27 protein-coding genes are annotated in these 26,952 nt (G+C 53.2%); 5 read left to right on the top strand and 22 right to left on the bottom strand.

Going from position 1 to position 26,952, the window contains the following annotated elements; translation table 11 throughout:
* The first annotated feature begins 476 nt into the window (after positions 1-476).
* Positions 477-695: a hypothetical protein gene (locus BLP79_RS07235; RefSeq protein WP_090217709.1), complete on the top strand. Its 219-nt coding sequence runs from the start codon at positions 477-479 to the stop codon at positions 693-695.
* Positions 692-1,219 carry an SDR family oxidoreductase gene (locus BLP79_RS07240; RefSeq protein ID WP_157843964.1) on the top strand — a complete coding sequence of 176 codons (528 nt, stop codon included), beginning with the start codon at positions 692-694 and terminating at the stop codon, positions 1,217-1,219. The genes BLP79_RS07235 and BLP79_RS07240 overlap by 4 nt, the downstream gene beginning before the upstream one ends.
* On the opposite strand, the gene BLP79_RS07245 is transcribed toward BLP79_RS07240, so the two are convergent.
* The 5 genes from BLP79_RS07245 to hmgA form a co-directional block, all read right to left on the bottom strand.
* Positions 1,192-1,389 carry a DUF2783 domain-containing protein gene (locus tag BLP79_RS07245; protein ID WP_090217712.1) on the bottom strand — a complete coding sequence of 66 codons (198 nt, stop codon included), beginning with the start codon at positions 1,387-1,389 and terminating at the stop codon, positions 1,192-1,194. The two genes, BLP79_RS07240 and BLP79_RS07245, sit on opposite strands and share 28 nt — an antisense overlap.
* Before the next feature lie 3 nt (positions 1,390-1,392).
* Entirely contained in the window at positions 1,393-3,012 is a 1,620-nt protein-coding gene (locus tag BLP79_RS07250) for an FAD-dependent oxidoreductase (RefSeq protein WP_090217714.1), read from the bottom strand.
* Positions 3,013-3,038: 26 nt separating this feature from the next.
* Positions 3,039-3,989 carry an MBL fold metallo-hydrolase gene (locus BLP79_RS07255; RefSeq protein ID WP_090217715.1) on the bottom strand — a complete coding sequence of 317 codons (951 nt, stop codon included), beginning with the start codon at positions 3,987-3,989 and terminating at the stop codon, positions 3,039-3,041.
* An 82-nt stretch (positions 3,990-4,071) separates the two neighbouring features.
* Positions 4,072-5,328, bottom strand: a complete 1,257-nt coding sequence (gene fahA / locus BLP79_RS07260; protein WP_090217717.1) for a fumarylacetoacetase — start codon at positions 5,326-5,328, stop codon at positions 4,072-4,074.
* Between the two features lie 9 nt (positions 5,329-5,337).
* Positions 5,338-6,696 (bottom strand): homogentisate 1,2-dioxygenase, encoded by a 1,359-nt coding sequence (hmgA, locus tag BLP79_RS07265; RefSeq protein WP_090217718.1) that lies wholly within the window; start codon positions 6,694-6,696, stop codon positions 5,338-5,340.
* 158 nt (positions 6,697-6,854) lie between these two features.
* On the opposite strand from hmgA, the gene BLP79_RS07270 reads away from it, so the two are divergent.
* Positions 6,855-7,310, top strand: coding sequence for a MarR family winged helix-turn-helix transcriptional regulator (locus BLP79_RS07270; protein WP_090217720.1), 456 nt, complete (start codon positions 6,855-6,857; stop codon positions 7,308-7,310).
* Entirely contained in the window at positions 7,294-7,911 is a 618-nt protein-coding gene (gene maiA / locus BLP79_RS07275) for a maleylacetoacetate isomerase (protein WP_090217722.1), read from the top strand. The genes BLP79_RS07270 and maiA overlap by 17 nt, the downstream gene beginning before the upstream one ends.
* A 189-nt stretch (positions 7,912-8,100) precedes the next feature.
* Here maiA and BLP79_RS07280 read toward each other — a convergent pair whose 3' ends face one another.
* From BLP79_RS07280 to BLP79_RS07315, 8 genes are all read right to left on the bottom strand, one after another.
* Positions 8,101-8,799 (bottom strand): ABC transporter ATP-binding protein, encoded by a 699-nt coding sequence (locus BLP79_RS07280; RefSeq protein ID WP_090217723.1) that lies wholly within the window; start codon positions 8,797-8,799, stop codon positions 8,101-8,103.
* A gap of 9 nt (positions 8,800-8,808) precedes the next feature.
* Positions 8,809-9,513, bottom strand: coding sequence for an ABC transporter ATP-binding protein (locus BLP79_RS07285; protein WP_090217725.1), 705 nt, complete (start codon positions 9,511-9,513; stop codon positions 8,809-8,811).
* Entirely contained in the window at positions 9,506-10,477 is a 972-nt protein-coding gene (locus BLP79_RS07290) for a branched-chain amino acid ABC transporter permease (protein WP_090217726.1), read from the bottom strand. The genes BLP79_RS07285 and BLP79_RS07290 overlap by 8 nt, the downstream gene beginning before the upstream one ends.
* 4 nt (positions 10,478-10,481) lie before the next feature.
* A complete protein-coding gene (locus BLP79_RS07295) occupies positions 10,482-11,357 on the bottom strand; it encodes a branched-chain amino acid ABC transporter permease (protein WP_090217728.1) in 876 nt (291 codons plus the stop codon).
* A 55-nt stretch (positions 11,358-11,412) separates the two neighbouring features.
* Positions 11,413-12,672 (bottom strand): ABC transporter substrate-binding protein, encoded by a 1,260-nt coding sequence (locus BLP79_RS07300; protein ID WP_090217730.1) that lies wholly within the window; start codon positions 12,670-12,672, stop codon positions 11,413-11,415.
* An 18-nt stretch (positions 12,673-12,690) separates the two neighbouring features.
* On the bottom strand, positions 12,691-12,891 hold the full coding sequence (locus tag BLP79_RS07305; RefSeq protein WP_090217731.1) for a hypothetical protein: 201 nt from the start codon (positions 12,889-12,891) through the stop codon (positions 12,691-12,693).
* Positions 12,892-13,166: 275 nt separating this feature from the next.
* The gene (locus tag BLP79_RS07310; protein ID WP_090217733.1) at positions 13,167-13,832 is read right to left on the bottom strand and encodes a pyridoxamine 5'-phosphate oxidase family protein; all 666 of its coding nucleotides are present in this window, start codon (positions 13,830-13,832) and stop codon (positions 13,167-13,169) included.
* A 70-nt stretch (positions 13,833-13,902) separates the two neighbouring features.
* Positions 13,903-14,925, bottom strand: a complete 1,023-nt coding sequence (locus tag BLP79_RS07315; RefSeq protein ID WP_090217735.1) for a carbon-nitrogen hydrolase family protein — start codon at positions 14,923-14,925, stop codon at positions 13,903-13,905.
* Between the two features lie 128 nt (positions 14,926-15,053).
* Here BLP79_RS07315 and BLP79_RS07320 point away from each other — a divergent pair, with 128 nt between their 5' ends.
* Positions 15,054-16,004 carry an AraC-like ligand-binding domain-containing protein gene (locus BLP79_RS07320; RefSeq protein WP_090217737.1) on the top strand — a complete coding sequence of 317 codons (951 nt, stop codon included), beginning with the start codon at positions 15,054-15,056 and terminating at the stop codon, positions 16,002-16,004.
* Positions 16,005-16,148: 144 nt separating this feature from the next.
* On the opposite strand, the gene BLP79_RS07325 is transcribed toward BLP79_RS07320, so the two are convergent.
* From BLP79_RS07325 to BLP79_RS07360, 9 genes are read right to left on the bottom strand one after another with little or no spacing between them, the layout of a single operon-like run.
* Positions 16,149-17,156, bottom strand: coding sequence for a GlxA family transcriptional regulator (locus tag BLP79_RS07325; protein ID WP_170830460.1), 1,008 nt, complete (start codon positions 17,154-17,156; stop codon positions 16,149-16,151).
* Between the two features lie 21 nt (positions 17,157-17,177).
* Entirely contained in the window at positions 17,178-18,395 is a 1,218-nt protein-coding gene (locus BLP79_RS07330) for an NAD(P)/FAD-dependent oxidoreductase (protein ID WP_090217740.1), read from the bottom strand.
* A complete protein-coding gene (locus BLP79_RS19645; RefSeq protein ID WP_157843965.1) occupies positions 18,395-18,556 on the bottom strand; it encodes a hypothetical protein in 162 nt (53 codons plus the stop codon). The genes BLP79_RS07330 and BLP79_RS19645 overlap by 1 nt, the downstream gene beginning before the upstream one ends.
* A 26-nt stretch (positions 18,557-18,582) precedes the next feature.
* The gene (locus BLP79_RS07335; protein WP_090217742.1) at positions 18,583-19,944 is read right to left on the bottom strand and encodes an aminotransferase class III-fold pyridoxal phosphate-dependent enzyme; all 1,362 of its coding nucleotides are present in this window, start codon (positions 19,942-19,944) and stop codon (positions 18,583-18,585) included.
* A gap of 12 nt (positions 19,945-19,956) precedes the next feature.
* Positions 19,957-21,060, bottom strand: coding sequence for a mandelate racemase/muconate lactonizing enzyme family protein (locus BLP79_RS07340; protein WP_090217744.1), 1,104 nt, complete (start codon positions 21,058-21,060; stop codon positions 19,957-19,959).
* Positions 21,057-22,163, bottom strand: coding sequence for a mandelate racemase/muconate lactonizing enzyme family protein (locus tag BLP79_RS07345; RefSeq protein WP_090217746.1), 1,107 nt, complete (start codon positions 22,161-22,163; stop codon positions 21,057-21,059). Before BLP79_RS07345 ends, BLP79_RS07340 begins: the two co-directional genes overlap by 4 nt.
* Entirely contained in the window at positions 22,160-23,275 is a 1,116-nt protein-coding gene (locus tag BLP79_RS07350) for a mandelate racemase/muconate lactonizing enzyme family protein (protein WP_090217748.1), read from the bottom strand. The genes BLP79_RS07345 and BLP79_RS07350 overlap by 4 nt, the downstream gene beginning before the upstream one ends.
* On the bottom strand, positions 23,272-24,372 hold the full coding sequence (locus tag BLP79_RS07355; protein WP_232716386.1) for an alcohol dehydrogenase family protein: 1,101 nt from the start codon (positions 24,370-24,372) through the stop codon (positions 23,272-23,274). The genes BLP79_RS07350 and BLP79_RS07355 overlap by 4 nt, the downstream gene beginning before the upstream one ends.
* Positions 24,369-26,846: an FAD-dependent oxidoreductase gene (locus BLP79_RS07360; protein WP_090217749.1), complete on the bottom strand. Its 2,478-nt coding sequence runs from the start codon at positions 26,844-26,846 to the stop codon at positions 24,369-24,371. The genes BLP79_RS07355 and BLP79_RS07360 overlap by 4 nt, the downstream gene beginning before the upstream one ends.
* Positions 26,847-26,952: the final 106 nt, after the last annotated feature.

A 26,952-nucleotide genomic window follows, 5' to 3' on the forward strand; every position in this document is an offset into this window, starting at 1 on the left:
GACCAAGTATATAGCGCACTGGATCAGATCATCTAACGGCACGTGAATTGTGGAAATGCGGCTCGAAACCCAGGAATAAGACGAGGGATCGCCATAGCCGATAAAGGCCAAACCCTGATCGTACGGAGCCCGCCTCTGCACAAAGGCGCTAAGCGCGCCGTTCGAGGTTTCAAAGCCTCCACAAAGAATGGCCATCGCAACCTGTGCATCAATCAGTTGGCTGGCATTGCCCCCCATGCCAGATGAGGATTTTACAATATATATATCAAGGTCTTATCGGCCTGCAACCCAGCGGCCGCAAGCCCGTTTTGATCGGCTTGAAAACGTTGCGCACCCTAAAGGAGAGGCCGCAGCTGTCATCTTTTGGCCGCGCTGATGTTGGCGCGTGTCGAAGGCAAATCCCCAGTGGAATACCTGTCTGTAAACGAACAAAAGCGCGTGCGCACGTATAAAAGCTGGATTAAAGGACATATAACATGACGGTCATATCAGACATCATCGGTCGCCGCGTCTGGGATTCCCGCAGTCGCCCCACTGTGAAAGTTGATGTCCAACTCAAAAACGGGACTTTGGGCCGCGCCATTGCGCCTGCAGGTGCCTCACGAGGGTCGCGCGAAGGAATTGGCGGCACAACGCTACAAGGCGTGAACGTATCCAATGCTTTGGTCAACGTGAAATGGACAGCAACGCCATGATCGACATGTTGGGCGGCTGGCTGGATGTGAACGGCCAACGCATGCAAACCTGCACGATGATTTTTGATACAGCAATCATCGTCAGCTATATGTCAGCATTTACCCGCCTAGAACCGGGCGATCTGATCTGCGCAGGCCCACCTCCGGGTGTGGGTGCAGGGAAAAAGGGGAACCCGAACGCATCCGCCTATTCCAGATCTAAGGCGATTGAGATGATCAAATCCATGGGCAAAGAACTGACCGAGAAAAACATCACTGTGAACTGCGTCACGCCTGCAGCGGCCAAAACCCGCATTTTTGATCAGGTGTCTAAAGAGGTCATAGAGTTCATGCTGCAAAAAATCCGCGCGGGCGCTTTTGACCGTAGAAGAAATCGCAAGCATGGTGTTGTGATCGCATCTGCCGAGAACTCGTTTATAAAGGGGGCTGTTTTCGATCTCTCTGCTGGGCAAGCCACCTATTCAAAATGGCCCGCGCAAAGCGGGCCGTATTTCTCTTATCTGGCCTTAGCCCGCGCTGCGTGAAGCGCCTGCGCCAAGACATGCATATCCCCCACATGATTGGCCAGGATTAAAATCAGTCGCGAGTTGAGCGCCTGACTTTCATCCTCTGACAAATCCGCGTGGGCCTCGATCAAATCTTCATAGAACTGATCCGCATCTGCGATATTGGCTTTTGTAATCAATTCACCCATGGCTCAATCCTTTCCGCAGGCTTTGCGCAACGCGTGTACGGTTTGCGCTTGGTCATAGGTTTCCCAACGCGCGGCGATGTGCTGGTCTGGACGGATCAAATAGACCCCAGAGTGTTCTGATCCCAAATACCGCGCACGCAACAACTCATGCGCGGCAGAGCTTGTATCAATCCGCATGCCTTTGATAGGGATACCATCAACGTCCAATATCTCCGGAACATCTTGATTAAGGCCCAGCAAAATAAACGCATCCCCCAGATGATCCAGAAGGAACCCATCATTCATAGGCGCATCCGGACAAGGGCTGCCAACACGCGTACGCGCCGGGCCGTTTAAAACATCCGCGCCATTCAACGAGAGCCCATCATAGGTGCATGGCATCGACAGACGGCCAGAATTCACCAAAGGGCGTGCAAATTCGTAGTCTTGCGACAAATCCAAGACCGCGTTGCGGAACTGATGGCTGACCTTGGACTTTGGCGTAATAAAATCTGTGGCGCGGGTAGAATTCCGAATGTTTTCATCCGCACCATAGATCCGTTCTTCAGAATAGCTGTCGATCAGGCTTTCTGGCGCTTTCCCGTTTACAACAAGCCCCAGTTTCCAGCCCAGATTATCGACATCTTGCATCCCAGAATTTGCACCGCGTGCCCCAAAGGGTGAAACCTGATGCGCACTATCACCGGCAAAGATCACGCGCCCATGGCGAAACTCTTCCATGCGTTTGCATTGAAAAGTGTAGATCGACGACCAGACCATGTCATACTCGATCTTCTCCCCCAGCATGGCATCCAGACGCTTGCGGATGTTTTCTTCTTTCATCTCTTCTTTGCGGTCAACATCCCAGCCGATCTGGAAATCGATACGCCAGACATCATCTGGCTGTTTGTGCAGCAAAGCAGAGGCCCCGGATTTGAAATGGGGTTCAAACCAGAACCAGCGTTCCGTTGGGTATTCCGCTTTCATGCGAATGTCAGCGATCAAGAAACTGTCTTGAAAAACCCGGCCATCAAACTCAAGCCCCATCATGCCCCGCAAAGGCGAGCTGGCGCCATCGCAACCAATCAGCCAATCCGCCTCAAGCCTGTAGGTGCCATCTGGCGTCAGCACGGTCAGCGCGACATGATCATCAAAGGTTTCAACCGCCTCAACCCGGTTCTTTCCGCGCACGTCGATGGGGGCACCCTTTTTGATTTCTTCCTGAATTTGTTCAAACAAAAAGCGTTCGAAATAGGGCTGTTGCAGGTTGATGAACGCCGGGTTCTTGTGCCCCTCCTCGGGTAAGAGGTTGAATTCAAAGACCTGGCGATCATCGTGGAAGACCTTACCAATGTTCCAGACGACCCCTTTGTCGACCATCACATCCCCGCAGCCATATCGATCTGCGATTTCAAGCGTTCGCTTGGCAAAACAGATGGCGCGGCTGCCCATGCCAATGCCTTCGTGGTCATCCAAAACAACCACCGGCACGCCTTGGCGACCAAGGTCAAGCGCAATGCCCAACCCCACAGGGCCGCCCCCCATCACAACGACGGGGTGGCGTACCACGGCATCCTGATCCTGGTCCGCTGACCGTTCATAGGGGTACAGTTTGAACGCAAGTGGATAGCGATCCTGAAACATAGCAGGTCCTCCCTAATCGTAAGTGCTTAGTTCTGCAGAGCGTTCCACATATCTTTGTCACGCTGCGCGGTCCAAACACGTGGGGTATCGATGCCACGGGCTTCGTCGTAGGCACGTGCTACATTGAACGGCAGGCAGTGCTCATAGATCGCATAGTCTTTGAACTTTTCATCGCAAGATTCACGCACCGCATCCCATGCTTCTTTCAGGCTGCCACCGCGCGCAACAACACGCTCAACAGGCTTATAGGTCGAGGTGACAAAATCTTCGGTTGCGGCCAGCGCTTTTGCGACCATGTCTTCACCCACCAGCGCATCACCGCGGCCCGGAGCAATGGATTTTGGTTCAAACGCCGCGATGTTCGCCAGCGTATCCGCCCAATCGCCAAAGTGACCGTCGCCACAATAGCAAGCAGAGTGGTATTCCACGATGTCGCCGGTGAACATAACTTCTTGATCTGGAACCCAAACCACAGCGTCACCTGCAGTGTGCGCGCGGCCCAGATGCATAATGTCAACGCGGCGCTTGCCCAGATACACAGTCAGGCTGTCGCTAAAGGTGGTGGTCGGCCAGGTCAGACCGGGAATTTCTTCATGGCCCTGAAACAAACGCGGGAAACGATCGAATTCAGAGTCCCAATCTTCTTGGCCCCGTTCAGCAACCATTGATCGGGCGGTATCAGACATGATGATTTCACCCGCACCATAGGCCGACGCCCCCAGAACACGCACCGCGTGATAGTGGGTCAACACCACATGGCTGATCGGCTTATCTGTAACGGAACGTACGCATTCAATCACTTTACGCGCCAGACGTGGGGTCGCCTGTGCTTCGACGATCATGACGCTTTCGTCACCAATGATAACACCAGTGTTTGGGTCACCTTCCGCGGTAAAGGCATAAAGCCCCTCACCTACTTTGGTAAAACTGATGTTTTTTTCTTCCATATCGCCAGCTGAGGCAAAGGCTTTAGACATAACTCTCTCCTTCTCGGAAAGCGCGTTCCGAGTTACGTGTGTTTCTTATGGCTGCCCCTGCTCACGCCGGGGCGTGCTGCGATTATTTGGCCCAGTCAGGCACGGCTGGTGCAGGCAAAACGGTGCCCGTACATTCTCCAAAGCCGACACGATAGCCGTCCCCTTTGGCGGCCCCCCGCAAGGTCAATGTGTCGCCATCTTCAAGGAACGAACGCGTTTCGCCGGTGGCCAGCGTCATCGGCTCTTTGCCGCCCCAGCTGAGTTCCAGCATTGAGCCGCGATTTTCCTTTTCAGCACCAGAAATCGTGCCAGACCCCAGCAGGTCGCCGGTGCGCATGGAACAGCCAGATGTGGTGTGGTGGCACAGTTGCTGTGCCGCAGAATAGTACATCTCGTTGTAATTCGTGCGGGCGATGATGCTTTCGTTCTGGCCGTCTGGGGCCAGACCAACCTCAAGGTCGATATCATACAGCATCGGGCCGGGTTCCGTCAGATACGCCAACTGCGGGCGTTCACGCTCTGGGGTAGAGGTGCGGAAAGGCTCCAAGGCCGCTTTGGTCACAATCCAGGGGCTGATCGAAGTCGCCGTTGCTTTGGCCTGAAACGGGCCAAGCGGCTGGTATTCCCAGGCCTGAATATCACGCGCGGACCAATCGTTCAGCAGCACATAGCCAAAAATCATATCATCGGCCTGCTGCACCGATACCATGCCATCAGAAGGCTGGCCAACAATGGCCCCCATTTCCAGCTCTAGATCAAACCGGGCACAGGCCGCAAAACGCGGCAGCTCATCGTTTGGGCCTTTCAACTGGCCGTTCGGACGCACAACATCGGTACCCGAAACCACAACAGAAGAGGCGCGACCATTGTAGCCAATTGGAATAGACAACCAATTTGGCGGCAGGGCGTTTGCCGGATCGCGGAACATTGAACCAACGTTGATGGCGTGGTTTTTACCTGCATAAAAGTCCGTGTATTCCGCAACAGTGAACGGCATATGCATAGTCACATCCGCCTGTGCCACCAGATGCGCGGCAAAGGCGGCCTCTTGTGCGGCCCCTGCGGTTAAACCCTGTTGCAGCTGATCGCGCAGCGCCGCCCAGACTATTGGCCCGGCAGACATAACATCGTTCCAGACGCCGGATTGCAGCAATGCGCCACCCTCCAATGTCAATGCACCCTCGGCTTCAAGCGCGGTCAGATCAAGGATTTGATCGCCAATGGCAACGCCACAGCGTGCGGTGCCATCTGTAGAAAACACACCATAAGGCAAGTTGTTCAGGGGGAAATCGGTCTCAGAGGTGTTCGCGCTCTCGACCCAGCTTTTGAGCAAAGTCATGTGTGTTCCTTATCGTTTCCAATTGCCTTCAGGGGTGCCATCAAAGTTCTTTTCGAGGCTGTCCCAGCAATCAATATAGTCATCTTGTAGAGGCGCTTCTTGGGCCGCAAATTGCGTCAGATGCTGCGGGAAGCGGGTCTCGAACATAAAGGACATGGTATTGTCCAGCTTTTCAGGCCCAAGGTTGCTGTGGGTTGCTTTGTCAAAGGCCTGTTTATCAGGGCCATGCGGCAGCATCATATTGTGCAAGCTGATCGCCCCCGGCTCAAAGCCTCCTGGTTTGGCATCATATTCGCCATAAATATTGCCCATCAGTTCAGACATAACGTTCTTGTGGTACCATGGTGGGCGGAAGGTATCTTCCATTGTCATCCAGCGTTCACGGAACAGGACAAAATCGATGTTTGCCGTACCCGGCACGCCAGATGGCGCTGTCAAAACGGTAAAGATCGAAGGATCAGGGTGATCAAACAGGATCGCGCCGATCGGGCAATAATCACGCAGATTATATTTACAGGGCGCGTAATTCCCGTGCCATGCGACCACATCCAATGGTGAATGGTCAATAAAGGTTTCGTGGAACTGACCCTGCCATTTGATCACAACCCGCGAACGGACTTCACGATCTTCAAAAGCAGCAACCGGAGTTTTGAAATCACGGCGGTTTGCCATGCCGTTTGCACCAATTGGCCCACGGCCGGGCAGATCCAGTTTCTGTCCGTAATTTTCGCATACAAATCCGCGCGCCGGACCATCAATCACCTCAACCCGATAAACCAGACCCCGCGGCAGGATGGCGATTTCTTTTGGTTCCAGATCAATCACACCCAACTCGGTGCAGAACCGTAGACGGCCTTCTTGAGGAACCACCAAAAGCTCTGAATCAGCGGAATAGAAATACTCGTCTTCCATGCTTTCGGTGACCAGATACACATGGCTCGCCATACCAACCTGCGTGTAAACGTCCCCCGCAGTCGTCATGGTTTTCATGCCAGTAACCCAAGTCAGCTTATCACCGGTATGCGGGATCGGGCTCCAGCGATACTGCCCCAAAGACGTCACATCTTCCAAAACATGTGGTGCAGATTTCCAATCCGGCATTTCAATCTTTTCAAAGCGACCAACGTGTTTGACCGACGGACGAATACGATAGCACCATGTACGTTCATTCTGGTGGCTGGGTGCCGTGAATGCGGTGCCGGAGAGCTGTTCACCATAAAGACCATAAGCGCATTTCTGAGGGCTGTTCATGCCCTGCGGCAGAGCACCCGGTAGGGCCTCGGTTTCAAAATCATTGCCAAACCCGGGCATATAACCGGGGGTCGTTCCCATCGTGTTTTCAGACCTGATCAATGCAGTTTCAGTCATGATATTCCTCTTCACCCTTTGCTACCTCAGCCATGCCGAGTCAGCCAACGTCTTGCGCTTAAAATTGGTTGCAAATGAAACGAAGTCAAGATATTTGTTGCAAACGTAACCAATTTAGCGCCAAAATTTCAAGAACACTGTGTTTTTTTGGAGGGGTCATGACGCAAGCATTGCCGGATTTCGATCTGGAACAATATCTGCCGTACCAATTTGCCGTGATTACCGCCCAGCTCAGTGCGAATCTCGCCAATCGATACCGCGACAAATACGCGATCACGGTGGCAGAATGGCGTGTGTTGGTGAACCTTTCTTACTCCGATAGTCGATCCATACGAGACATTCAGTGGCGTGTGGGAATGGACAAATCCAAAGTAAGCCGCGCCGTGTCTCGGCTAGAAGCTGCGGGGCATCTCACAAAAGCCGTCAATCCCAATGACCGCAGGTTGCTGCAACTTTCCCTGACAGAAGAAGGCTATCAGCTGGTTAGAGATCTCGTTCCGCTGGCCGAAGACTTTCAAGACAAACTTCGCGCGCAGCTTGGGCCTCAGTTTGCCTCTCTCAGCCAAGCCTTAAATACCCTCATGAAGGAAATACTCGATGACAACTCTGTATGATTACTGGCGGTCTTCCGCGAGCTACCGTGTGCGCATCGCGCTTGGCCTTGCAGACATGCAATGGAACACAGAAATTGTCGACTTGCTGAATGCGGACCATCGCAGCGACACCCATTTGACGCGCAATCCCCAGGGTTTGGTTCCCACGTTAGACCTTGATGGGCAAATGATGGCGCAATCCATTGCGATCATCGAATATCTGGATGAAACGCGTGACTTGGGCCTCCTGCCCAAATCCCCAATGGAAAAGGCAAAAGTGCGCGCTTTGGCCTATGCCATCGCCATGGAAATCCATCCGATCTGCAACCTGAACGTCGCCAAATTTGCGGTGCAAACGTCTCAAGGCGCAATCGAAAACAAACAATGGATGCAGCATTTTATTACCAAAGGCCTGCTTGCATATGAACAATTGATGCCAAACGGAACATACTCCTACGGAGAGAGTGTTACATTGGCCGACATTTGCCTGATGCCTCAAATTTATAACGCAAATAGATGGGATGTTGATTTAGGCCCTATGCCAAAAATTCGCAGTGTTGTGTCTCAACTTGAGAAACTCCCTGCATTTGCGAGTGCCCATCCCGACAATTCACCCCACTGATAATGGCCCGATACTCTGTCATTTGTGGCAAAAACAGATAGCGGTAAACTCCATGAATTTTCCCACACCGCAGGCCGCAGATGCGCTCAGCTTTGGCAATATGACAGCGAAAGAAATCTGCGGCCGGCTCCAGTTCATGTCTGAAGAAAACCAGCTGGTGCGCAAGCTTCTTCAGACGTTCATTGACGATCAGCCCAGATAGGCGCGTTCAAGGATCGAGCGATCTTTCTTGAGTTCATCTGGCGTACCAGAATAGCTAAGCTTGCCGTGTGTCAGCACATGCGCACGGTCGGCAACATCCAGCGCGAGATGCGTAAACTGCTCGATCAGCAAAATACCCATGCCCTTTTCCCGCAGATTGCGGACAACACCCACCAATCGTTCGATGATCACCGGAGCAAGCCCAAGCGACATCTCATCCAATAGCATGACCTTTGGATGCGAAACCAGCGCCTGCGCAATCGCAACCATTTGCTGTTGTCCCCCAGAGAGCGACCCGGCCGCCTGCCCGGCTTTGTCACGCAGCTCTGGAAAGACGTCAAACGCCTGTTCAACTGATGCATTCAACGTGTCATCATCCAGCTCCGGCCCGGCCGCGCGCAGATTATCCAAGACGGACAAACGCCCAAGCGTATGATGACCCTCAGGAATTGCCGCGATCCCATGCGCCCGCACATTCTGAGGACTCGTACCCGCAATATCCTTACCTTGAATGATCACCTCTCCCATCAGCGGCATAACGCCTGCGATCCCTAGCACCAGCTCTGACTTACCTGCGCCGTTCGGGCCCAACAAGGCCACGATCTCACCCTCATTCACCGATAAAGAGACACCATCAATCACACGGCGGGTGGCCCCTTGAACGGTCACATCTTTGATTTCCAACATGGTGCCTCCTTACCGGCCCAAATAGGCGGTTTTTACAACTTCATCCGCCAAGACCTCTTCGGTCGGCCCAAAGGCGATGAGTTTGCCAAAATCCAATACAGCGGTCGCGGCGCAGACATCACGGATAAGATCTACATCGTGATCCACCAACAAGATTTGCGCCCCGAATTCAGGATGAATGCCACGAATGATGTCGCGCAGGTGCTGCATCTCTGCTTCCGATAGCCCACCGCCGGGCTCGTCCAGCAATACGACCCGTGGCCCGCCAATCAGGCATTTTGCTATTTCTGTCATGCGGCGCTGGTAAGGGTTCAACGCGCGACCCTGTTTCAGACGAATGTCTCCGATGCCCACAAAATCTAGCGCTTTAGAGATAGCTCCCACACGTTGCGCCTTGCCAATGCCTTTGCCATCCAGAACGGCCTTCAGGTGCTCTTCGACCGTCAGATCGGGCACGATCTGAACCTTTTGAAAACTACGGGCCAATCCCCAACGCGTGCGTTTATGGGGGGCAAGGTCAAACAAATTGGTGCCATTCACCACGATTGATCCATCGGTCACCGGCGCAAAGCCAGAAAACGCATTCGTCAACGTGGTCTTGCCCGCGCCGTTGGGTCCGATCAGGCCAACGACATCCTCCGCGATTTTCAACGACACACTGTCCAGCGCCACCACGCCCCCGTATTTTACGGTAACATCTGTGATTTCAATCATCAGAGCCTCCCTTTTTGAATGCGCCCATGATCTGACCGGCGATCCCTTCGGGCGCGGTCATGATGGCGTGCATCAAAGCTGCACCAAAGATGATCATCGCAATGTCAGCGCTCAGCCCGAGATCGTTAAATATCGCAGGCAATAGCTTATAAAGCAGGCCCGCAACGATCGCCCCAAGCCAACTGAAAACGCCACCGACAACCGCAAGCGCGAAAAGCAAAATACCCTCTCCAGCCAGAAAACTGCGCGCATCCAGTTGCCCCAACGCCCCCGCCAGTAAGGCACCGGATGTACCCGCCAAAAAACCCGACAGGGCAAAGGCCCAGAGCTTAAAGAAGGTTACGTTGATCCCAGCCGCCATCGCATTGGCTTCGGATTGCCGGATCATCGCCCAGGCCCGCCCCGGCGCGCTGGATTTGTGCAGCCCGATCAGCATAAACGCCACTCCAAGCGCAATCATGACATAGCGAAAATAGGCTGTGTCGCTCTGCGCGAAACCTGGACGACGCACAGCATCAGCCGATTTTTGCGCCACCCCCCAAAAGCCTTCGCCACCATTTGGAAACTGGAAGGCGTTGAAAAAGATCTGCGCAAGCGCTGCCACCATTAGGGTCACAAGAGCAAGATACAGCCCACGCATCCGCAGCGCAGGCAGCGCAAAAAGCGCGCCTATTACGCCGGTCAACCCACCCGCAATGATGACAAGCAGCGTCACCGGCAAATCCGTCGCATAGTTCAAGCGCAACGCGATCCATCCCCCAACGCCAATCAGGGCAATCTGTGCCAGATTAATCAAACCAAGCTGCGCATAAACAAGCGCAACGCCGGATGCCGCCAAAGCAAAGATCGCAGCAGATGTTAATACTTTGATCCAAAGCGCACCAAGCACCATCGGCAAAATCAATACCGTCAGCGCCAGCAAAGCGACGCCAATCCAAGTTGAAGTTTTCTGTAAAGGGTCCATCGGATCAGTCCTTGCTCGCAAAGGTCAGGCTGGTGCCACGCTGCATCCAAAGGATCATCAACCCAGCAATAACAAACGGCGTCATCGCACGCAGCGGCGCGAGAGGTTTGTACAACGTCAACATCGCCTCAATCACACCGATGAAAAGCCCACCCAGCAATGTCATCGGTAAAGACGTCAGCCGCCCGACGATGGCCGCTGCGGTGGCTGGGATCACCATAAATGTGATCACGGTCGGCTCTAGGCGCACCAGGGAGCCAAACAGCAACCCGGTGCCGCCCGCCAAAGCACCAGAGATGCCCCAGGCCAAAGTTTCGACTTTGATGATAGGAATGCCCAGCAAGGCCGCGTGATCACGATCATCAGCCAAGGCACGCATGTTCAGCCCCATACGCGACCGATCAAGATATAGGATCATCGCAATCACAGCAGCAACCGCAACACCAAGCGCAATCAGACGGGTGACGGTCACGCGGACCCCCAACAGGGTCACTGCGATTTTGTCGGTAGGCAGGCTCAGCTTGCGCAGTTCGTCATCCCAGATCAGGCCCATCACGCCCAACAAGATCAACATATACCCTAACGTCGCAACCGCCTTAACGGCCGGTTCACGCCATGCCAGCGCAGGAGCAACAAGACGCCCATATGCGACACTCAAAACAACGCCCGCCACCAAGGCTGCAAACCAGGATAGAGGGGGCCAGGCCCCCCAATCAGCCACCTGCCACGCCACCATAGCGGCAGCAGCGGCAAGGGCACCGTAAGCAAAATTCAGAAACCCCGTCGAGCGACGCAGGATGACCAGACCAATGCCCGCCAAAGCATACAAAGAGCCAACGGCAAGGCCAGAGACAAGAAAGAGACCATAGACTTTCAGCATAAGATATTCCTTTCGGGGCGGGTGGCATTCGACCACGCCGCCCCTCGCGGGGAGGTTAGTCCAAGCCCAGAGCAGTCTCTTGGGCCAGAATGGGCTCGAGGTAGTTGGTGTCGATGTCGTAGCAATCACGCATCAGCTCAAAACCGCCATCTTTAAACACGACCATCCGCCCGGAATGGTTCGGCATATGGCGGTCCGCAACACCTACATAATACGGATCACACAGCAGATCTGATTCAACGCCAACAATGTTCTGAATGGCTTTGGTGACGCTTGGGCGATCAATGCGATCGGCATCTAGGTCAAGCAGCGCATCGACAAAGAACTTGGCAGAGATATAGCCAGACTGGCTAAAGGTGTCGCGACGATCGTCGTCCTTGCCGTAGGTGTCCATCACTTTGACCCAGTTCTGATTGTCTGCGCCATCACTGTCGAACGTGTTCAGCTCGATGTTGATGTACAAATGATCAGACCAGTAATCGCCCAGAACTTCGCCAACGCCGGGTTCATACAATGGGGTCGGAGACACCCATTTGAACATCTCGCGCCCGCCCTGCTCTTCTGCGACCTTCAGCAAACCAATCGCAGGACCAGCGGGCAACATCAACAAAATGGTATCAACCCCTTCGGCAAGGGCTTGCAAATAGACCGAGTTGAGATCAACCGCAGTTGGATCCATCAGAATAGACGTGCCCTGCAAACCTTTGCTGGACATGTATTCATTCATCCAGTCGCAGGCCCAGCCACCATTGTTTGGGATGTTAAACCCGATACAGGCGGCATTTGTTGCGCCCAGCTCTTCAATTGCAAACTTAAGCGCACCAATTCCAGATGGCAGCGGACCTTGATTGGTGGAAACGATATGACTGCTTTCATAGCATTCTGAGATCGCACAGCCAGACGCCATGACCATCACATCTTCGGCGGCATACAACGGCGCGTTCACCGCCATTTCCACAACCGAACCATTGCCAACAAGCGCCACAACGCCCTCGTCTTTCACAAGTTTGGTCGCCACTTGACCGGCCAGCTCTGGATTCCACTGGTCATTTTCAACGAGATAGTCAATCGGACGTCCGTTGATCCCGCCATTGGCATTCACACAGTCGAAATACGCAGCCGCACCATCAGTTCCGCCAGAAAAATCCCCCGGAGGCGCGTTGCCATTGATACCACCAACTTTAATTGGCTCTCCTGTGGCGGCTTGCCCCGTGTTCAATCCGCACACAGGGGCATGGCCGTCTGCTTTCGCATCTTCGCCCATCAGGCTCAGGCCCAGTGTGGCAGCAGTCGCAAGTATTAAACTTGTCTTCATTCTCTTTCTCCCAGTTGTTTAAACGTTGAAAACTGCATTGAACAACGCAGTAGTCTGCTCGTTCTCATCACCAGCACACAACGTGCCGCCGCCGGAGTATGTGCCGTGACGCGGTTCGCCACGGATGCGCGGCGTTATTGGTCGCGCTTTCATTGCAGCACCGCTCGACCCGACCAGACCAGACAGGAGGCGCTGGCGTTGCGGCTCTTTGCGGGCCACGATCTTTGGCCACCACCACCTGCAGTGCACAGTGATGGCGCCAGAAACAGCAATGTCGCGGCCTATTTGAGAGTCACAGTCGGATTTCCATCCGAAACGGTCAGGCGATCGCTGCGGTCCAAGCGATTTAGGTTTTCACCCGTAAAACTCAGTGCAACAACGGCTGGACCATCTTTCGCCAGACCCAAACTGCACGCGCACCAAAACTGTGGTCTGGAAGATCACCCCCAAACCAAATGTTTGGTTACAACCGCCGCACGGCGGCCCGTTCCCTCTTAAGAGGTGCCCTTCTGGACCTTCTCAAGGTATTCCTCTTCGGAAATTGTGCCCCCTTCTTGGTCAGCCCGTCCTTGATCGTCAGGATGCAAAAATGGCTGCAAAGGTTCGATACGCTTCCATGCCGGATAGGGCGCGTTGCCCTCGGCATCGGGCACATAAGGCGATTGTTCAACGCGCGTGTGTTTATGGATATATCGCGCACAGTTCTGGAACACTCTGTCGACCTCGATGTCGACAACCATATTCGCACCCGGGAACTGCGCGATCAATTCCGGATCACGGTTCAGTTTCGCAGTCCCTTGCACGCGAATACGCCATGGCGTGACCATATCCATGAACAACATGCCAACCTTGGCCGTTTCATCGATATTGCCCAGCGAATACCACATGCCATTGCCATCATAGTTTGGAAAGATCAGCCTGGTGTTGGACAGAACCTTTACAAAGCCAACATCGCCCCCCTTGTAGGAAACCGTTGGTTCGCCTTTTGAGTTCACGCTGGAGAGAAAGAAGTAATCCCGGCTGGTGATGTAATCGGTGTGTATTTCTTCAAGTTCGTCACGCACGATGGCATGAACAACGACCTGCGCTAGCTTTTCCTGCTGACCCTCTTCCTGAAGGGCGCGCTGAGCGTCGGTATAGAATTCTTCGGGCGTTGGCATATCATCCTCCGTTGGGCGCATTTTACTGTAGTTAATTGGCCCCCAACGCAGCGATTGGGGGCCAGATGCGTTACTCGGCGGCTGGCTCGAGGTCTGCATTTTCAGCGTTGGAGGTTGCGCTGATTTCCAACCCGTTGGATTCATCAAAATACATGACGGCGCGCTGTTTTCTTTTGTTCAAAAGCAAACGTGTGCTGTCAGCCTTAGAATAGTGGCCCGCCGGATCAGCTGCAGCTTTCGCATAACCGATCATATGCAGGTCGATGTCCGCGTAAACGATGCCTTCCTCGTCATGCGCAATATCGGTCCCAATGGACGACCCGTCTGGCGCATAGATTTTAGTGTAGCCACCGCCAACAGGGCAAAGCTTTTCCTTCTCGGGATCTCCCTGGCAGACATTGTCCTGATTTTCTTTGGTGACCAAGGAACAAGGCGCAACAACGAAACAGCTGCCTTCAACCGCGTACATCATGCTTGCACCATTGTTGACCTGATGACCCAGCGCATAAGCCGTGCCTTCATACAGCGCCAGATTTGGCCATGCGGCGACGTGGATCTGTTCATTTTGCGAATACATCGCGTATTTCGACAGCGGTTGCATGTGTTCCCAGCACGCCAACTGACCAACGCGACCAATCGATGTGTCGACCACGTTCAGATCAGATCCATCCCCTTCCCCATAAACAGTGCGCTCAACATGTGTCGGCTTCAGCTTGCGACGGCGGTTAATGACCTCACCGTTCTCGTCAAAATGCCACTGCGCAATATACAAAGACCCACCATCGCGTTCGGAAACGCCAATAGACAGCTGGATGTTATTGTCACGGCATGCCGCAGACAGACGTGCTTCTTCTTCGGAACCTGCTTCGATTGAATTGTCAAAATAGCGGCCGACAAATTGCATCTGCCACGCAACCGGACCCAGCCAGATGTGGTTTGGATAACCCGGCAGCCATGTTTCGCTGAACGCAACAAGCTTGGCGCCGTTTGCGGCGGCTTCTTCGATGTATTGGATCGCTTTAGTCACGCTGGCTTGAAGGTCCAGAAACACAGGTGCTGCTTGAACTGCTGCAACTTTGAATTGTTGAGACATTGTTTTTCTCCCACTTGGATGCAGGAAACATTGCCCAATCCCAACAGGCGATGCTTTTGCATATGAGCCGAAAAACTTGCGTTTTTGTGCACTTTGGCCACAATAGTTAAAAACGGGATCAATTCTATATGAACGCGCAAAGCCAGTATGACACATCGCAAATCGCACCAGCTAATCGCTTTTCCTATTGGAGTGATGCGATCTGCAATAGCTATGTGCGCTTGGGGTGCGATGCCAAAAATATGAGCCGATTCAAAGGCTCAATCAAAATTAAACATCATTCTGTCCTGTCCATTTCAGAGGTATCGGCCATGGCCCATACCGCCGAGCGGCGCAAACAAGACATCAGCGCCTCCACCGATGAATATTTCCTATTGAGCCTGCAACGGCGTGAAACGTCTCGAATCAAACAATTTGGCAAATCCGCGATTTTACACCCCGGAGACATGGCACTTTACTCCAGCTCCGACCCTTATGAGTTAAATTTAAGCAACAACTTTGAAAAAACGGTCCTACAATTACCACGAGAGAAATTATTGGCCCGTTTGCCAAATGCACAAATGCTTGTCGCCCATCGCATTGACGGGCAATCGGGCATCGGCCGTTTGGTCCGAGAAAACATCCAAGAATTTGCGCGCTTTGCGGACGATAAAAATCCAACGTTGCAAAGCATGGTTCAGGCAACACTCATCGATCTCATCGCAACGGGCCTCGCCAATGAGATTGGCCAAAAAGCAGAGCTGTCGTCCCCCGAACAACATGTACTGATGCGCGCCAAAAGCTTTATCCGCTCAAACCTTGGTCTACCTGAACTGGATCGAAACCGCGTCGCTGCAGAAATCGGCATGTCGGTGCGCCGTTTAAATGCGGTTTTTGCCAAAGAGAATTATTCGATTGCAGAGTATATCCGCTCAGAGCGCCTGAAACGCGTGGCAATCGAACTGCGTGACGATAGATACGCCCATTTGTCGATTAGCGAGATCGCAATACGGAATGGGTTTTCAAACCTGCAACATTTTTCAACCCTGTTCCGCAACACACAAGGCCGGTCGCCAAAATCCTATCGATCTGGTGAATAAGCCACTCTGCTTCTGCATTGCTTACAGCGCGGTGCTTTTGCAGACTGTTGTTAAAGGCAGACTGGCCCTGCCTTTGGACGGTCTCATCCAGAAAACGGCTGTTCGATAAGGGCGATAGCCTCTGAAGCGCGTTAAGCTCTTGCTCTATCTCGGAAGCGGTCCGCTATATTTGTCGCGATAAGCTTTGCGAAATGATGTTGTTCCAGAGAACCCGGTTGCTACAGCAATTTCAAGCACTGTCATGTTTGTAGAATTTAACAGGCTTCGCGCACGCTCCAGTCTGAGAGACTTATAGTATTTACCCGGACTGGTTTGAAAATGCTCATTAAACAAACGCTCCACCTGACGCAATGAAATGGGCTCTGCCTTAATAAGATTAGAAATCGATTCCGGGTCTTCGATAGATCCCAACATACGATCGATGATACGAGCCAGAACAGCATTGCGAGGCTTTGGGCGATAGGTGTTTTGCAACGACTGCGTTGCTTCGGGATCATAGACATGCAAACAAGCGCGTGAGACTTTGTTTGCAGCGTCACTCCCTTTATCTTCCAGGATGAGAAGTAACATCATCTCCAGTATTCCCGCCCCACCAGCACTGGTCAGGATACGACCGGATTTCTGGTACATTCTGTCAGAGGGAGGATGGTCGGGATACTGTTCCTCAACAGCGGCATGTGCAGCGTAATGAACAGTAAACTCATGGTCTCTTAAAATACCAGCGCGCAAGAGCGTATAAGCACCGGTCGACGCCGCTGCAATTAAGCCGCCTTTGCTGTCATGCCGGCGAAGCCAGCTTAAGATCTCCGCCTCAGCAGCCTGAAAACCAGTATCTCCGGAACATACCACGATACAATCCGACTTTCTGGTCGGAGACATTGGATGATCCACGGGCATCTGAACACCTTCAGCGCTTTTCACAGGCTGACCCGTCGCACTGACCAAAGACCACGTGTACAAAGATCGTCCGGACAGCTGATTGGCGGTCTTCAACGGATCGATTACAGATCCCAGATCCCGCAAACTTGCGCCATCTAGCAACAAGATGTGGAAATGCCGGATCTGTCCGCAGGCTGGATTGGTCAGCGCAGTAACCATGCGCACATCCGCGCTCTGATAGGATTGTGTAAAAGAAGAATAGGCTTGCCGCATGTCCATTCCCGTCCTGCCGTTTCAAGAAACGGCAAACAACTCCTTCAGATTTGATGCGGGATCGCAAACAATCTTCGGATCCGCAGATTTTCCAGATTCGATGAGCCTTTTGGCTGTCATATATGCACGGGGATCGTTGATCGCATCGACGGCGATCAGTTGTTCCGCCCGGTAATACCAAAAAGATTGGCTCGTCTCAGACGTGATGCGGCTCTCAACCCTGTCAAAACCAGTGTTCAAACCGCAGATTTGAAGTTTGACATCGTATTGATCGGACCAAAACCAGGGTTTGACGTTATATTCCAACCCTGCACCCATAATATTCTGCGCCACCAGTTCGGCCTGATCAATCGCATTTCCTACACTTTCGATGCGTATTTGTTCCCCATCAAAAGGCAATGAGGCGCAGTCACCTGCAGCCCAGATGTTTGCTTTTGAACAGCGCCCATAAGCATCTGTCGCAACGCCCGTATCGGTTTTAAGACCTGCTGCTTCAGCAAGTTCGGTATTGGCGCTCACCCCGACGCCGAACACCACGAAATCAGCTGCCAAAATAGAACCGTCAGAAAGCTGAATACCTGAGACACGATCCTTGCCAACAACGCCTTTGATCTTTGTGTTTTCCCTGAGGTCGACACCCTTTGATCTGTGATAGCTGCTAAAGAAAGCAGACGTTTCCTGAGCAGCAACGCGTTTCAAAATACGGTCTTCGGCTTCAATCAATGTGACGTCCAGACCAAGGCTGCGCGCAACGGCCGCAACCTCAAGGCCAATATAGCCACCACCAACAATGACAAGCTTTCGACCCGCCACAAATTCGGGCGATATCGTATCGATGTCGCCAATATTGCGGATCGTATAGGTGCCCTCCAGATGGCCTCCTAACGAACGTGGCAAGCGCCGCGGTGTTGCACCGGTCGCAAGAATAAGGTTCGTATAGGGGTATTCGCCAGAAGTGGTGAGCACATGCTGTGTTTCGGGCAGAATCTTTGTGACTTCAACATCCATTCGCATCGAAATCGACTGCTCTTCATAAAACGACGCAGGACGCAGGTATAAACGCTCCAAGGGCATCTCGTTTAAGAGATATGACTTGGACAGCGGTGGGCGTTGGTAAGGATACTGACCTTCGTTCCCGAACATTGTAATTGATCCCTGATATCCCAGAGATCGCAGTTTAGAGGCGGCGGAGAATCCCGCCTGCCCCGCTCCAACAATGACAACACCCGCTTCGTTCATCACAGCTTTACCCTCACTTCTGGCACCGCATCAAAGAGGTGCCCGGCGCGCCCGAAGTCTGCGACCTGGAAAATTGGCGTGACCTTTGCGGTTGCATCCAACACCAATTGGCCGCTGGCTGCGTTCACGTTCACACGCTTAACAGGTACGAGCACCTTCATCAGAGTCTTCCCTTATTCATATGCTATTAGACACATTCGCGATCTGCGATTTCCAATGTACGGTCCAGAATTTCGAGACCATGCATCATGTCTTCTTCGCTGATGTTCAGAGGTGGCGTAAGGCGGATCACGTTTGAATAGAAAGACAGATAAAGCCCTTCGTTCATTGCAAATGCCATCATATCGGACATTGGTTTAGCATCAGCGCCCTTGGCGGCGAATGGCACCAGAGGCTCACGCGTTTCACGGTTTTTCACCAACTCAATACCGTTAAACATCCCAAGGCCGCGAATATCGCCAATAGACGGGTGTTTTTCGGCTAGCTTCGCCAATTCTTCACGCATTCTTGCACCCATTTGGGTCGCATAGTTCAGCGTATCCTCCTCCTGCATTGCCCGAATAGCGGCAATACCTGATGCACAGGCCAGCGGGTGGCCGGCATAGGTCAAACCACCAGGCAGAGGCGTTTCGCGCAGCCAGTCATGCAGTTCCTGAGACACCGACATCGTTCCCAAAGGCACATAGCCTGAATTGATGCCCTTCGCCGATGTAATGATATCAGGCTCAACACCCCAGTGATCGACAGCAAACCATTTGCCAGTGCGGCCAAAGCCAGCCATGACCTCATCGCAAATCAGAAGAATACCATACTTATTACAAGTCTCACGGATGGATTGCAGATAGCCATCAGGCGGCACGATAATCCCGTTGGTCCCCACCACCGTTTCAAGAATAACCGCAGCAACGGTATTTGGATTTTCATACATCAAGAGTTCTTCAAGATGCGGACCACCCTGCGCGACCGGGCAATGTGCAGGATCAGTATGACCTGTTGGCAAACGATAGGTGTAGGGGTCCAGCATCCGCACAACGCCGGGCATATCAGCACGGGTCAGATGGTGACGTGGGTCGCCGGTCAAACTCAAAGTTCCGCCGGTCGCACCATGATAACTACGATAGCGCGCAATGATCTTCGTGCGCCCGGTTTTGTGCCGCGCCAGACGGATGGCAATTTCATTTGCTGCAGAACCCCCGGTTGTGAAGAACGTCGATGTGATATTGGGTGGCGTGATTTCATTCATAATCGCTGCCAGCTCAGAGCGCACATCAGACCCCATCGCAGGCCCGATATAGCAAAGTTTATCTGCCTGATCTTTGATCGCCTGAACGATTTTCGGATGCTGATGCCCCATATTGGCATTGACCAATTGAGACTGAAAATCGAGATATCGTTTTCCATCGCTATCCCAGAACCAGCTGCCACTGGCGCCAGTGATGACACGCGGGCGCCCTCCCTGTTTTGACCAACTTTGCAGATAGTGATCTGCATGCATGTCTTTGACCCACTCTGGATCATGTGTCGGGTATTCGTTGGAGAGTTCGCTCATAAGAGGCTCCGGTCAGTTGAATTGCGCAGCAGGGCTGCCGAAGAGTTCAAGATCAGGGGTGATGCCAAGCCCAGCCCCTGCGGGCGGAGATATCCGCCCGTGTCGGCGTTGTGGCGTATCTGGCGCGATTTGCGGCGCAACGTAGCTTCCCAAATCACAGGTGTTCATCAAGTTACGAACCGGCGTTGAAGCGGCCAGATGAAGGTTGGCAGCGGTGGTGATATCCCCGCCCCAAGTATCTTCGACACACATGCGCACACCAAGAGAGGCGCAGAGATCACGCATCGCACGCAGGCGGCTGATCCCACCGTTCTTACTTTGCTTAAGCGCCGCTGCCTGAAGGCAGCCCTTTTCATATGCCTCTAGTATCGCAGCGATATCCGTGATGCTTTCGTCCAACTTCATCGGCAATCCGCTTGCCTTTTGCACCGCGGCACATTCCGCGATGGTCCGGCAAGGTTGCTCCAGCATCACATCCGTGTCTTGAACTGCGCGCGCGACCCGGATCGCTTCAAGCGCATCTACACCGCAATTCCAATCACAATAGACAAGAGGCCCGGCGCCCACGGCTTCGCGCACCAGACGGACGCGCGCGACATCGGCCTCCCAATTGCTATCCGCTCCGAGTTTGACCTGAAATTGGCGCATGCCCTCAGCCGCGGCCCCGGTCGCAATTCCTGCCATCTTTTCAGGATCAGTACAGGTGATCGAATGGTAAAGCGGCAAGTTCTGCTGACGACGCCCCCCAATGAGATCGAAAAGCGGGCGGTTGGTGGCTTTGCCCATCAAGTCCCACAAGGCCATATCAATCATGGATTTGGCATATGGATGCCCCAACAAGTGAGCATCCAACCGCTCCATCAGCGCTTCTGGACCAATTGGAGACGTCCCCAAAAGAAGATCAGAGAGCTCCCCCACCGCAGGGATAACACCACCTGAATATGCAGGAAGGTAGTGCGGAATTGGGCATACCTCTCCCCATCCCTCCAGCCCGATATCGGTGCTGATACGCAATATAGTAGTCAAAACCTGATCACAGGTTTTGCCATCCGCCATATAATAGGTTTCATGGCTGATTAAAGGAAACTGCCAAAGGGATAGGCTCGTGATCTTCATGAATAGACCCCCACTGGTCCTCCCAGAATGTCTAAATCAGGAACGACGCCCAAACCGGGGGTCTGTGGAGGCGTGGTTGTACCGTTCTCATTACGCGCCCCTTGTCCGGGCACCGGATCGACGGCCAGATGATAGTGGCAAAGCCAGCTTGCCAGGCGATTGGCTGCAGGTGTGGAGGAGGCGAGATGTATCGCTGCGGTATCTGCCAAAGCAGAGCCACCCAAATCTTCAATGTGCATCTGCCAGCCTACCGAAACACCAAAATCCCTAATTTGCAGGGCTTTGGTGAGCCCACCAACGCGATTGGGTTTAACTTTGACACCTTCGCAAGCGCGTCGGCTCCAAGCATCCAAATGATCCTGAAAACCGTGCATGCACTCATCCAGCATGATCGGATTGGCGACACGACCCGCAACATGGGCGCATTGCTCAAGGGTCTGGCAAGGTTGTTCGACCCAGTCACGGGCGCGAACCGAATTCAAAACCTCAATCGCAACAGCAGGCTGCCAGGCCCTATTGACATCAAAAGTCACCTTGTGACCTTTTGGAAGACCAGCCGAAATCGCCTCGATGCGGTCAATATCCAGACCGATATCAGTTCCCCCAACCTTGGCGGAATGCACCGAATACCCCTTCTCAGCGGCCTTCATAATCGTGGCCATCATTTCGTCAGGTGTCCCGGTTGAAATGGACGAATTCACCAAAACGGGTTCAGCGCTTGCGCCCCCCATCAACTGCCACAACGGCAGACCGCTGAATTGACCAAGAATATCCCAACAGGCGATATCAATTGCGGATTTTACATAAGGATGGCCGGGGAGTTGCACGTCCATCACACGGTTTATATGCTGCAGGCTGCGTGGATCTTCGCCAATCAGAAAGGGCGCCAGTGTCTCAAGCCCCGCGCGAATGCCCGCCCCATGTGCTGGAAGGTATGTATGCCCCCAAGGGCATCCCTCACCCCAACCCGAGATCCCCTCGTCTGTATCGATACGCACGAATGTGCTATCCAGCTTTTCAAACTTCAAACGCCCACCAGAGAGCCAATAGGGCTCAGTCAGAGGCATATCCAGCTGGAAAACGGAGATCTGGGTTATTTTCATGCTGCATCCAAACGGTAGTCGGCCACCGGATCGCCCAAACTGTCAAAGTCAGGGGTCACTCCAAGGCCCGGTTCATCCGGTGCATAAAGCTTGCCTTTTGACACGCTGGGCCCACCGATCCCGGTGTTGCGGGTGTTGTAATTCATCAGATCTGTGGTGTTCTGCAGCATCTCTTCTGGCGTAGAGGTCGCAAAATGGGCAACAGCAGAGCTGGTAATCTGACCACCCCAAGTATCTTCGGAAACCACTGAAATCCCGTGATCGATCAGGAAATCACGCACGCGTCGCGCTTTGGACAGACCGCCCAGATTGGAAATTTTCAGGCAACATATTTCCGCACCACGGTCATTCACGATACGCCGGGCGATGTTGATGTCAGTGACACATTCATCAAGCTTCATAGGTTGCTGTGCAACACGGCGGACCTGCTGACATTCGTCATAGGTTTTACAGGGCTGCTCCAGAATAAAATCCAGATCCTGTGTGGCACGCGCAACCCGGATCGCGTTGTCTACCCGCCAGCCCTGATTGGCATCAGCCAGTGCATTTTCACCCGCTTGCAACAGTGGCACTGTCTCACGGATACGGTCGATGTCAGAGAACCAATCTCCACCAACTTTGATTTGAAACTGGCGATAGCCATCATCGCGATAACGGTTCATCTCGGCGATGGTTTCAGACAGCTCTTTTTGCGGCGCAACTCGATACATCGGCGCGCCGTCCGTAAGTTTGCCACCCATTAACATCCAGACAGGTTGATCGGTCGCCTTCCCAAGAATATCCCAAAAGGCCGCATCAAACGGAGCCTTGGCATACCCATGCCCCTGCGTAACATTGTCTAGAAGGCGTTCCATACGTGAAAGTTGTCTTGGGTCTTGTCCAAGCAACTGTGGTGCTGCAAGCTTAGCGAGAGCGGCCACGCCTTCAGAATGCGCAATCATGTAGTTCTCGCCACATGGTGCGAACTCTCCGCAACCAGACAGTCCTGCATCCGTATCAACGACAACAACGCTGCTGCGAGAGGCACTCAGAGGGTTGTTTGCACCCCAAACATAGGTACCCCCAACGTAGGGAAGATCTGTCTGATAGACACGAATACGCGTTATTTTCATGGCGTCACCACAATATTTCCGAAATGTTGTTTCGCGATAAAAGCCTCTTGCGCCTGTGCCATATCTGCAAGCGGATAGGTTGCTGCCAGAAGCGGTTTCAATGCACCGGTTTCAATCATCGACACCACACGCTGCATGGTGCCGGCCGGGCAAATGGTTGCTCCGGTCAATTGCAGATCTTTGTAAACCAGCTGTCGCAGATCAAATTGGGCAAACTGACCACCGATACAGCCCGAAGTGGAATACCGCCCGCCCTGTCTCAATGCGTTGATAAGCGGCATGAAACTCTTTCCGCCAACGACATCAAGGGCGATATCTACAGGGCCAGCTGCTGCTTCACGAATAGCCCCTTCCAGATCTTCGGTATTGCGATCAATCACCCGACTTGCACCCAGCTCAAGCAGCAATGACGCCTTGGATTCGCTTGCAACTGCGATAACGCGGCAACCGCGAAGGCGACACAATTGGATAGCTGCCGATCCGACCCCCCCTGATGCGCCAGTGATCACAACCGTTTCCCCAGGCCGCGGAAGAGTGCGCTGAACGAGATTTTCCGCCGTGGTATAGGCACAGGCAAAAGTTGCCAATTCAGCGTCAGACAGATCTGATTGCACGCGGATGGCGTTTGAGCTGCGCACCTTAGTGTATTCCGCAAAGCCCCCATCCAACTCAGAGCCGAAATACCCTGAATTTTCTGGGTTCAGCCAATCGCCGTGAGACAACAGCCAAGGATCCACCATAACCCGTTCACCGACACGTGCCGGGTCGACACCTGCGCCAACCGCAACGATCACTCCGACCGCATCAGCCCCCTGGATCAGCGGAAACCGAATTGCACCGGCCCCCCAAGTCCCGTCTGCATCATCGATCGAGTCAAATCCGCTCTCCGCGCCGTCGCCCAAAGCTTCGTTGTTTGCTTTGGAATACCATGCCGTGCGTGTGTTGATGTCCGTGTTATTCAGACCACAAGCGCCAACTTTGATGACCACCTCACCTTCCTTGGGGCGCGGGGTATCAGCATCGGCATAAACCAGCTGATCCAGACCGCCATGCCCCATCAAGAGCATGGCTTTCATTTTGTCGGGCAGAGTGGTCATGCGGTCTCCACGACCTGAGCATCCGTGCGAGGCAGTTTGGACATTGGGTCATAGACCGCACCGTCAAGGATTTTGCCTTTGCGCGTTTCGCCTGCAACAATGACTTCGATCTCTTGGCCCGGAACGTTTGCTTCTGGCTTGATATAGGCAAAAGCTAGGATTTTGCCGTAGGTATAGCCATATGCGACCGAGGCCGTTGCGCCCATAACCTTGCCGTTCACCATCACAGGTTCTCCGCCATGGCCATCTTCGATCCCGTCCGGTTCGATCTCAAGATATGCACAGATCCATGGCGACGTTCCTGCCTCCATTTCATCGGCAGACTCACGGGTTTTATCCGCCCCCAGATACTCTTTATCGAGCTTGAAGAAACGGCTTACGTTGGCTTCCGGCAGGGTCACCTCATTGGTCAACTCACCCGCGCCAGGGAAGGCTTTTTCCATCCGCATCGAATTCATTGCGAAGGATCCGTAGTTCACGATGCCATGTGCCTCGCCTGCGGCCCAAAGCGCATTGTAGACATCAACACAAGCCGCGTCTGGCATGTGGAATTCCCATCCCAGCTCACCTGCATAAGACATACGGAACGCCCAGATTTTGTGACCTGCGACTGTGATTTCCTGCGCTGACAACCAACGGAATCCCGCATTCGTGAGATCTGCGTCCGTACATTGCTCCAAAACTTCGCGAGACTGCGGTCCATTTAGAGAAAGTGCAGACCATTCTGCAGAAAGCGCCTTGATTGTAACGTCTTCCGCCGCACGATTGTGGTTCAGGTGGTCCAACAAACGTTGCTCAAAGAAGGCCGCGCAGACCAGATAAAATTTATCATCCGCCATCCGCACCATTGTTGTTTCCAACTCGATACGACCGCGACGGTTCAGCATGTGGGTCAACGTAATGGAACCGGTTTTCTGCGGCATTTTATTTGCCGTCAAACGGTCCAAAAGCGCATAAGCATCTGGGCCAGACACTTCAACCTTGGTGAAGGCTGTTACATCCATAATGCCGACTTTTTCACGCACGGCTTTAACTTCGGCACCCACCACATCATGCACCACATTGCGACGGAAGCTGTAGTGATCACACTGTTCGACACCTTCAGGTGCAAACCAACGCGCGCGCTCAAAGCCATAAACCTCTTCGTAGACCGCACCCTTTTCCTTTAGGATTTCATAAAGCGGCGAGGGCTTGATTGGACGTCCGTCAAGGCGATTGAAATGTGGGAATGGAATTTCGTGGCGTAGTTTGTAATCCTCGTGGGCTTTGACAACTTGCCATTCTTTGTTGGCGTAGCTGCCGAAACGGCGCGGATCATAGTCACGCATAGAGATGTCAGCCGATCCGCGTACCATCCACTTTGCCAGTTCACGGGTTAGACCGGGGCCCCAACCGATGCCGATTTGGGTTCCACAGCAGCACCAGTAATTCTTCACACCCGGCGCTGGACCAACCATTGGGTTGCCATCTGGCGGGTGGGAAATTGCGCCGTGCACTTCACGCGTGATACCCAACTCTGAAAAGATCGGCATCCGCTCCAGAGAGTTTTCCAGCCAAGGCATGATACGGTCATAATCCGCTTCAAATAGCCAGTTTTCGTAGTCCCAGGGGCATTCATCGTGCCAGACCGAATTTACGTTGTCTTTTTCGTAGATCCCGATCAAACCCTTTTTCTGCTCCATCCGGATGTAGCCAGAAACAAGTTTGTCATCCCGGATCACCGGCAACTCTTCTTTTAAATTCTGAAACTCAGGCACATCTTCGGTGACGAAATAATGGTGGGTCATAGAGGTCATCGGCAGTTGAAGGCCAGACCATTCCCCCATCTGACGCGCATAAGTCCCGCCAGCATTCACAACATGCTCACAAATGATGGTGCCTTTTTCGGTTTCCACAACCCACTCACCAGCATCGTTTTGGGTGATATTGGTTGCCCGGCAATGACGGAAAATCTTTACACCCTTCTGGCGGGCCCCTGCCGCCATCGCCATGGTCACGTTGGAGGGATCAACATGGCCATCATCCGGCGTGTAAAGCGCACCCAATACGCCTTCGAGATTATAAAACGGGTGTTTTTCGGCAATAAACTCTGGGCCAACAAGTTCAATATTGAAACCCAGCGTGCGACCGACTGACAGCGTGTGGCGCAACCAGTCCATTTCGTCTTCCGTGTAGGCAAGGCGGAACGAACCGCAGCCGTGCCAGGTCACAGCCTGACCGGTCTCTTCCTCGAGTGTCTTAGAATATAGGCCAATGTTGTAATCCACCATTCGACCCAATCCATATGAGCTGGTTGAATGGGTGATTTGCCCCGCAGCATGCCATGTCGACCCTGAAGTCAGCTCGGCCTTTTCCAAAAGGACCGTCTCCTCACCCCAGCCTTCGTGACCCAAGTGATAAGCCAGACCGCAGCCCATAACACCACCACCAACGATGACAACTTTCGCCCGTGTTGGGAATTGCTTCTGAGACATCTTTAGGTTCCCGTTTAATGTCGGATAAAATCTGTAGACACGATTAAGGATCATTTGTACCACTGTCAACAACAGATGGTACAAATGATCGTACCAGGGGAAGACC

Origin of the sequence: Epibacterium ulvae (assembly GCF_900102795.1) — a bacterium.
GTDB classification, from domain to species: Bacteria; Pseudomonadota; Alphaproteobacteria; order Rhodobacterales; family Rhodobacteraceae; genus Epibacterium; species Epibacterium ulvae.

Bases quoted from the DNA above. Each gene is read 5' to 3' on its own strand.
- BLP79_RS07360 (WP_090217749.1), bottom strand. From the start codon at position 26,846: ATGTCTCAGAAGCAATTCCCAACACGGGCGAAAGTTGTCATCGTTGGT.
- BLP79_RS07285 (WP_090217725.1), bottom strand. From the start codon at position 9,513: ATGATTGAAATCACAGATGTTACCGTAAAATACGGGGGCGTGGTGGCG.
- BLP79_RS07350 (WP_090217748.1), bottom strand. From the start codon at position 23,275: ATGAAAATAACGCGTATTCGTGTCTATCAGACAGATCTTCCCTACGTT.
- BLP79_RS07235 (WP_090217709.1), top strand. From the start codon at position 477: ATGACGGTCATATCAGACATCATCGGTCGCCGCGTCTGGGATTCCCGC.
- BLP79_RS07325 (WP_170830460.1), bottom strand. From the start codon at position 17,156: ATGCGGCAAGCCTATTCTTCTTTTACACAATCCTATCAGAGCGCGGAT.
- BLP79_RS07320 (WP_090217737.1), top strand. From the start codon at position 15,054: ATGAACGCGCAAAGCCAGTATGACACATCGCAAATCGCACCAGCTAAT.
- BLP79_RS07295 (WP_090217728.1), bottom strand. From the start codon at position 11,357: ATGCTGAAAGTCTATGGTCTCTTTCTTGTCTCTGGCCTTGCCGTTGGC.
- BLP79_RS07280 (WP_090217723.1), bottom strand. From the start codon at position 8,799: ATGTTGGAAATCAAAGATGTGACCGTTCAAGGGGCCACCCGCCGTGTG.
- BLP79_RS07250 (WP_090217714.1), bottom strand. From the start codon at position 3,012: ATGTTTCAGGATCGCTATCCACTTGCGTTCAAACTGTACCCCTATGAA.
- BLP79_RS07345 (WP_090217746.1), bottom strand. From the start codon at position 22,163: ATGAAAATAACCCAGATCTCCGTTTTCCAGCTGGATATGCCTCTGACT.
- BLP79_RS07355 (WP_232716386.1), bottom strand. From the start codon at position 24,372: ATGACCACTCTGCCCGACAAAATGAAAGCCATGCTCTTGATGGGGCAT.
- BLP79_RS07330 (WP_090217740.1), bottom strand. From the start codon at position 18,395: ATGAACGAAGCGGGTGTTGTCATTGTTGGAGCGGGGCAGGCGGGATTC.
- hmgA (WP_090217718.1), bottom strand. From the start codon at position 6,696: ATGACTGAAACTGCATTGATCAGGTCTGAAAACACGATGGGAACGACC.
- BLP79_RS07310 (WP_090217733.1), bottom strand. From the start codon at position 13,832: ATGCCAACGCCCGAAGAATTCTATACCGACGCTCAGCGCGCCCTTCAG.
- fahA (WP_090217717.1), bottom strand. From the start codon at position 5,328: ATGACTTTGCTCAAAAGCTGGGTCGAGAGCGCGAACACCTCTGAGACC.
- BLP79_RS19645 (WP_157843965.1), bottom strand. From the start codon at position 18,556: ATGAAGGTGCTCGTACCTGTTAAGCGTGTGAACGTGAACGCAGCCAGC.
- maiA (WP_090217722.1), top strand. From the start codon at position 7,294: ATGACAACTCTGTATGATTACTGGCGGTCTTCCGCGAGCTACCGTGTG.
- BLP79_RS07340 (WP_090217744.1), bottom strand. From the start codon at position 21,060: ATGAAGATCACGAGCCTATCCCTTTGGCAGTTTCCTTTAATCAGCCAT.
- BLP79_RS07335 (WP_090217742.1), bottom strand. From the start codon at position 19,944: ATGAGCGAACTCTCCAACGAATACCCGACACATGATCCAGAGTGGGTC.
- BLP79_RS07245 (WP_090217712.1), bottom strand. From the start codon at position 1,389: ATGGGTGAATTGATTACAAAAGCCAATATCGCAGATGCGGATCAGTTC.
- BLP79_RS07270 (WP_090217720.1), top strand. From the start codon at position 6,855: ATGACGCAAGCATTGCCGGATTTCGATCTGGAACAATATCTGCCGTAC.
- BLP79_RS07255 (WP_090217715.1), bottom strand. From the start codon at position 3,989: ATGTCTAAAGCCTTTGCCTCAGCTGGCGATATGGAAGAAAAAAACATC.
- BLP79_RS07240 (WP_157843964.1), top strand. From the start codon at position 692: ATGATCGACATGTTGGGCGGCTGGCTGGATGTGAACGGCCAACGCATG.
- BLP79_RS07300 (WP_090217730.1), bottom strand. From the start codon at position 12,672: ATGAAGACAAGTTTAATACTTGCGACTGCTGCCACACTGGGCCTGAGC.
- BLP79_RS07290 (WP_090217726.1), bottom strand. From the start codon at position 10,477: ATGGACCCTTTACAGAAAACTTCAACTTGGATTGGCGTCGCTTTGCTG.
- BLP79_RS07315 (WP_090217735.1), bottom strand. From the start codon at position 14,925: ATGTCTCAACAATTCAAAGTTGCAGCAGTTCAAGCAGCACCTGTGTTT.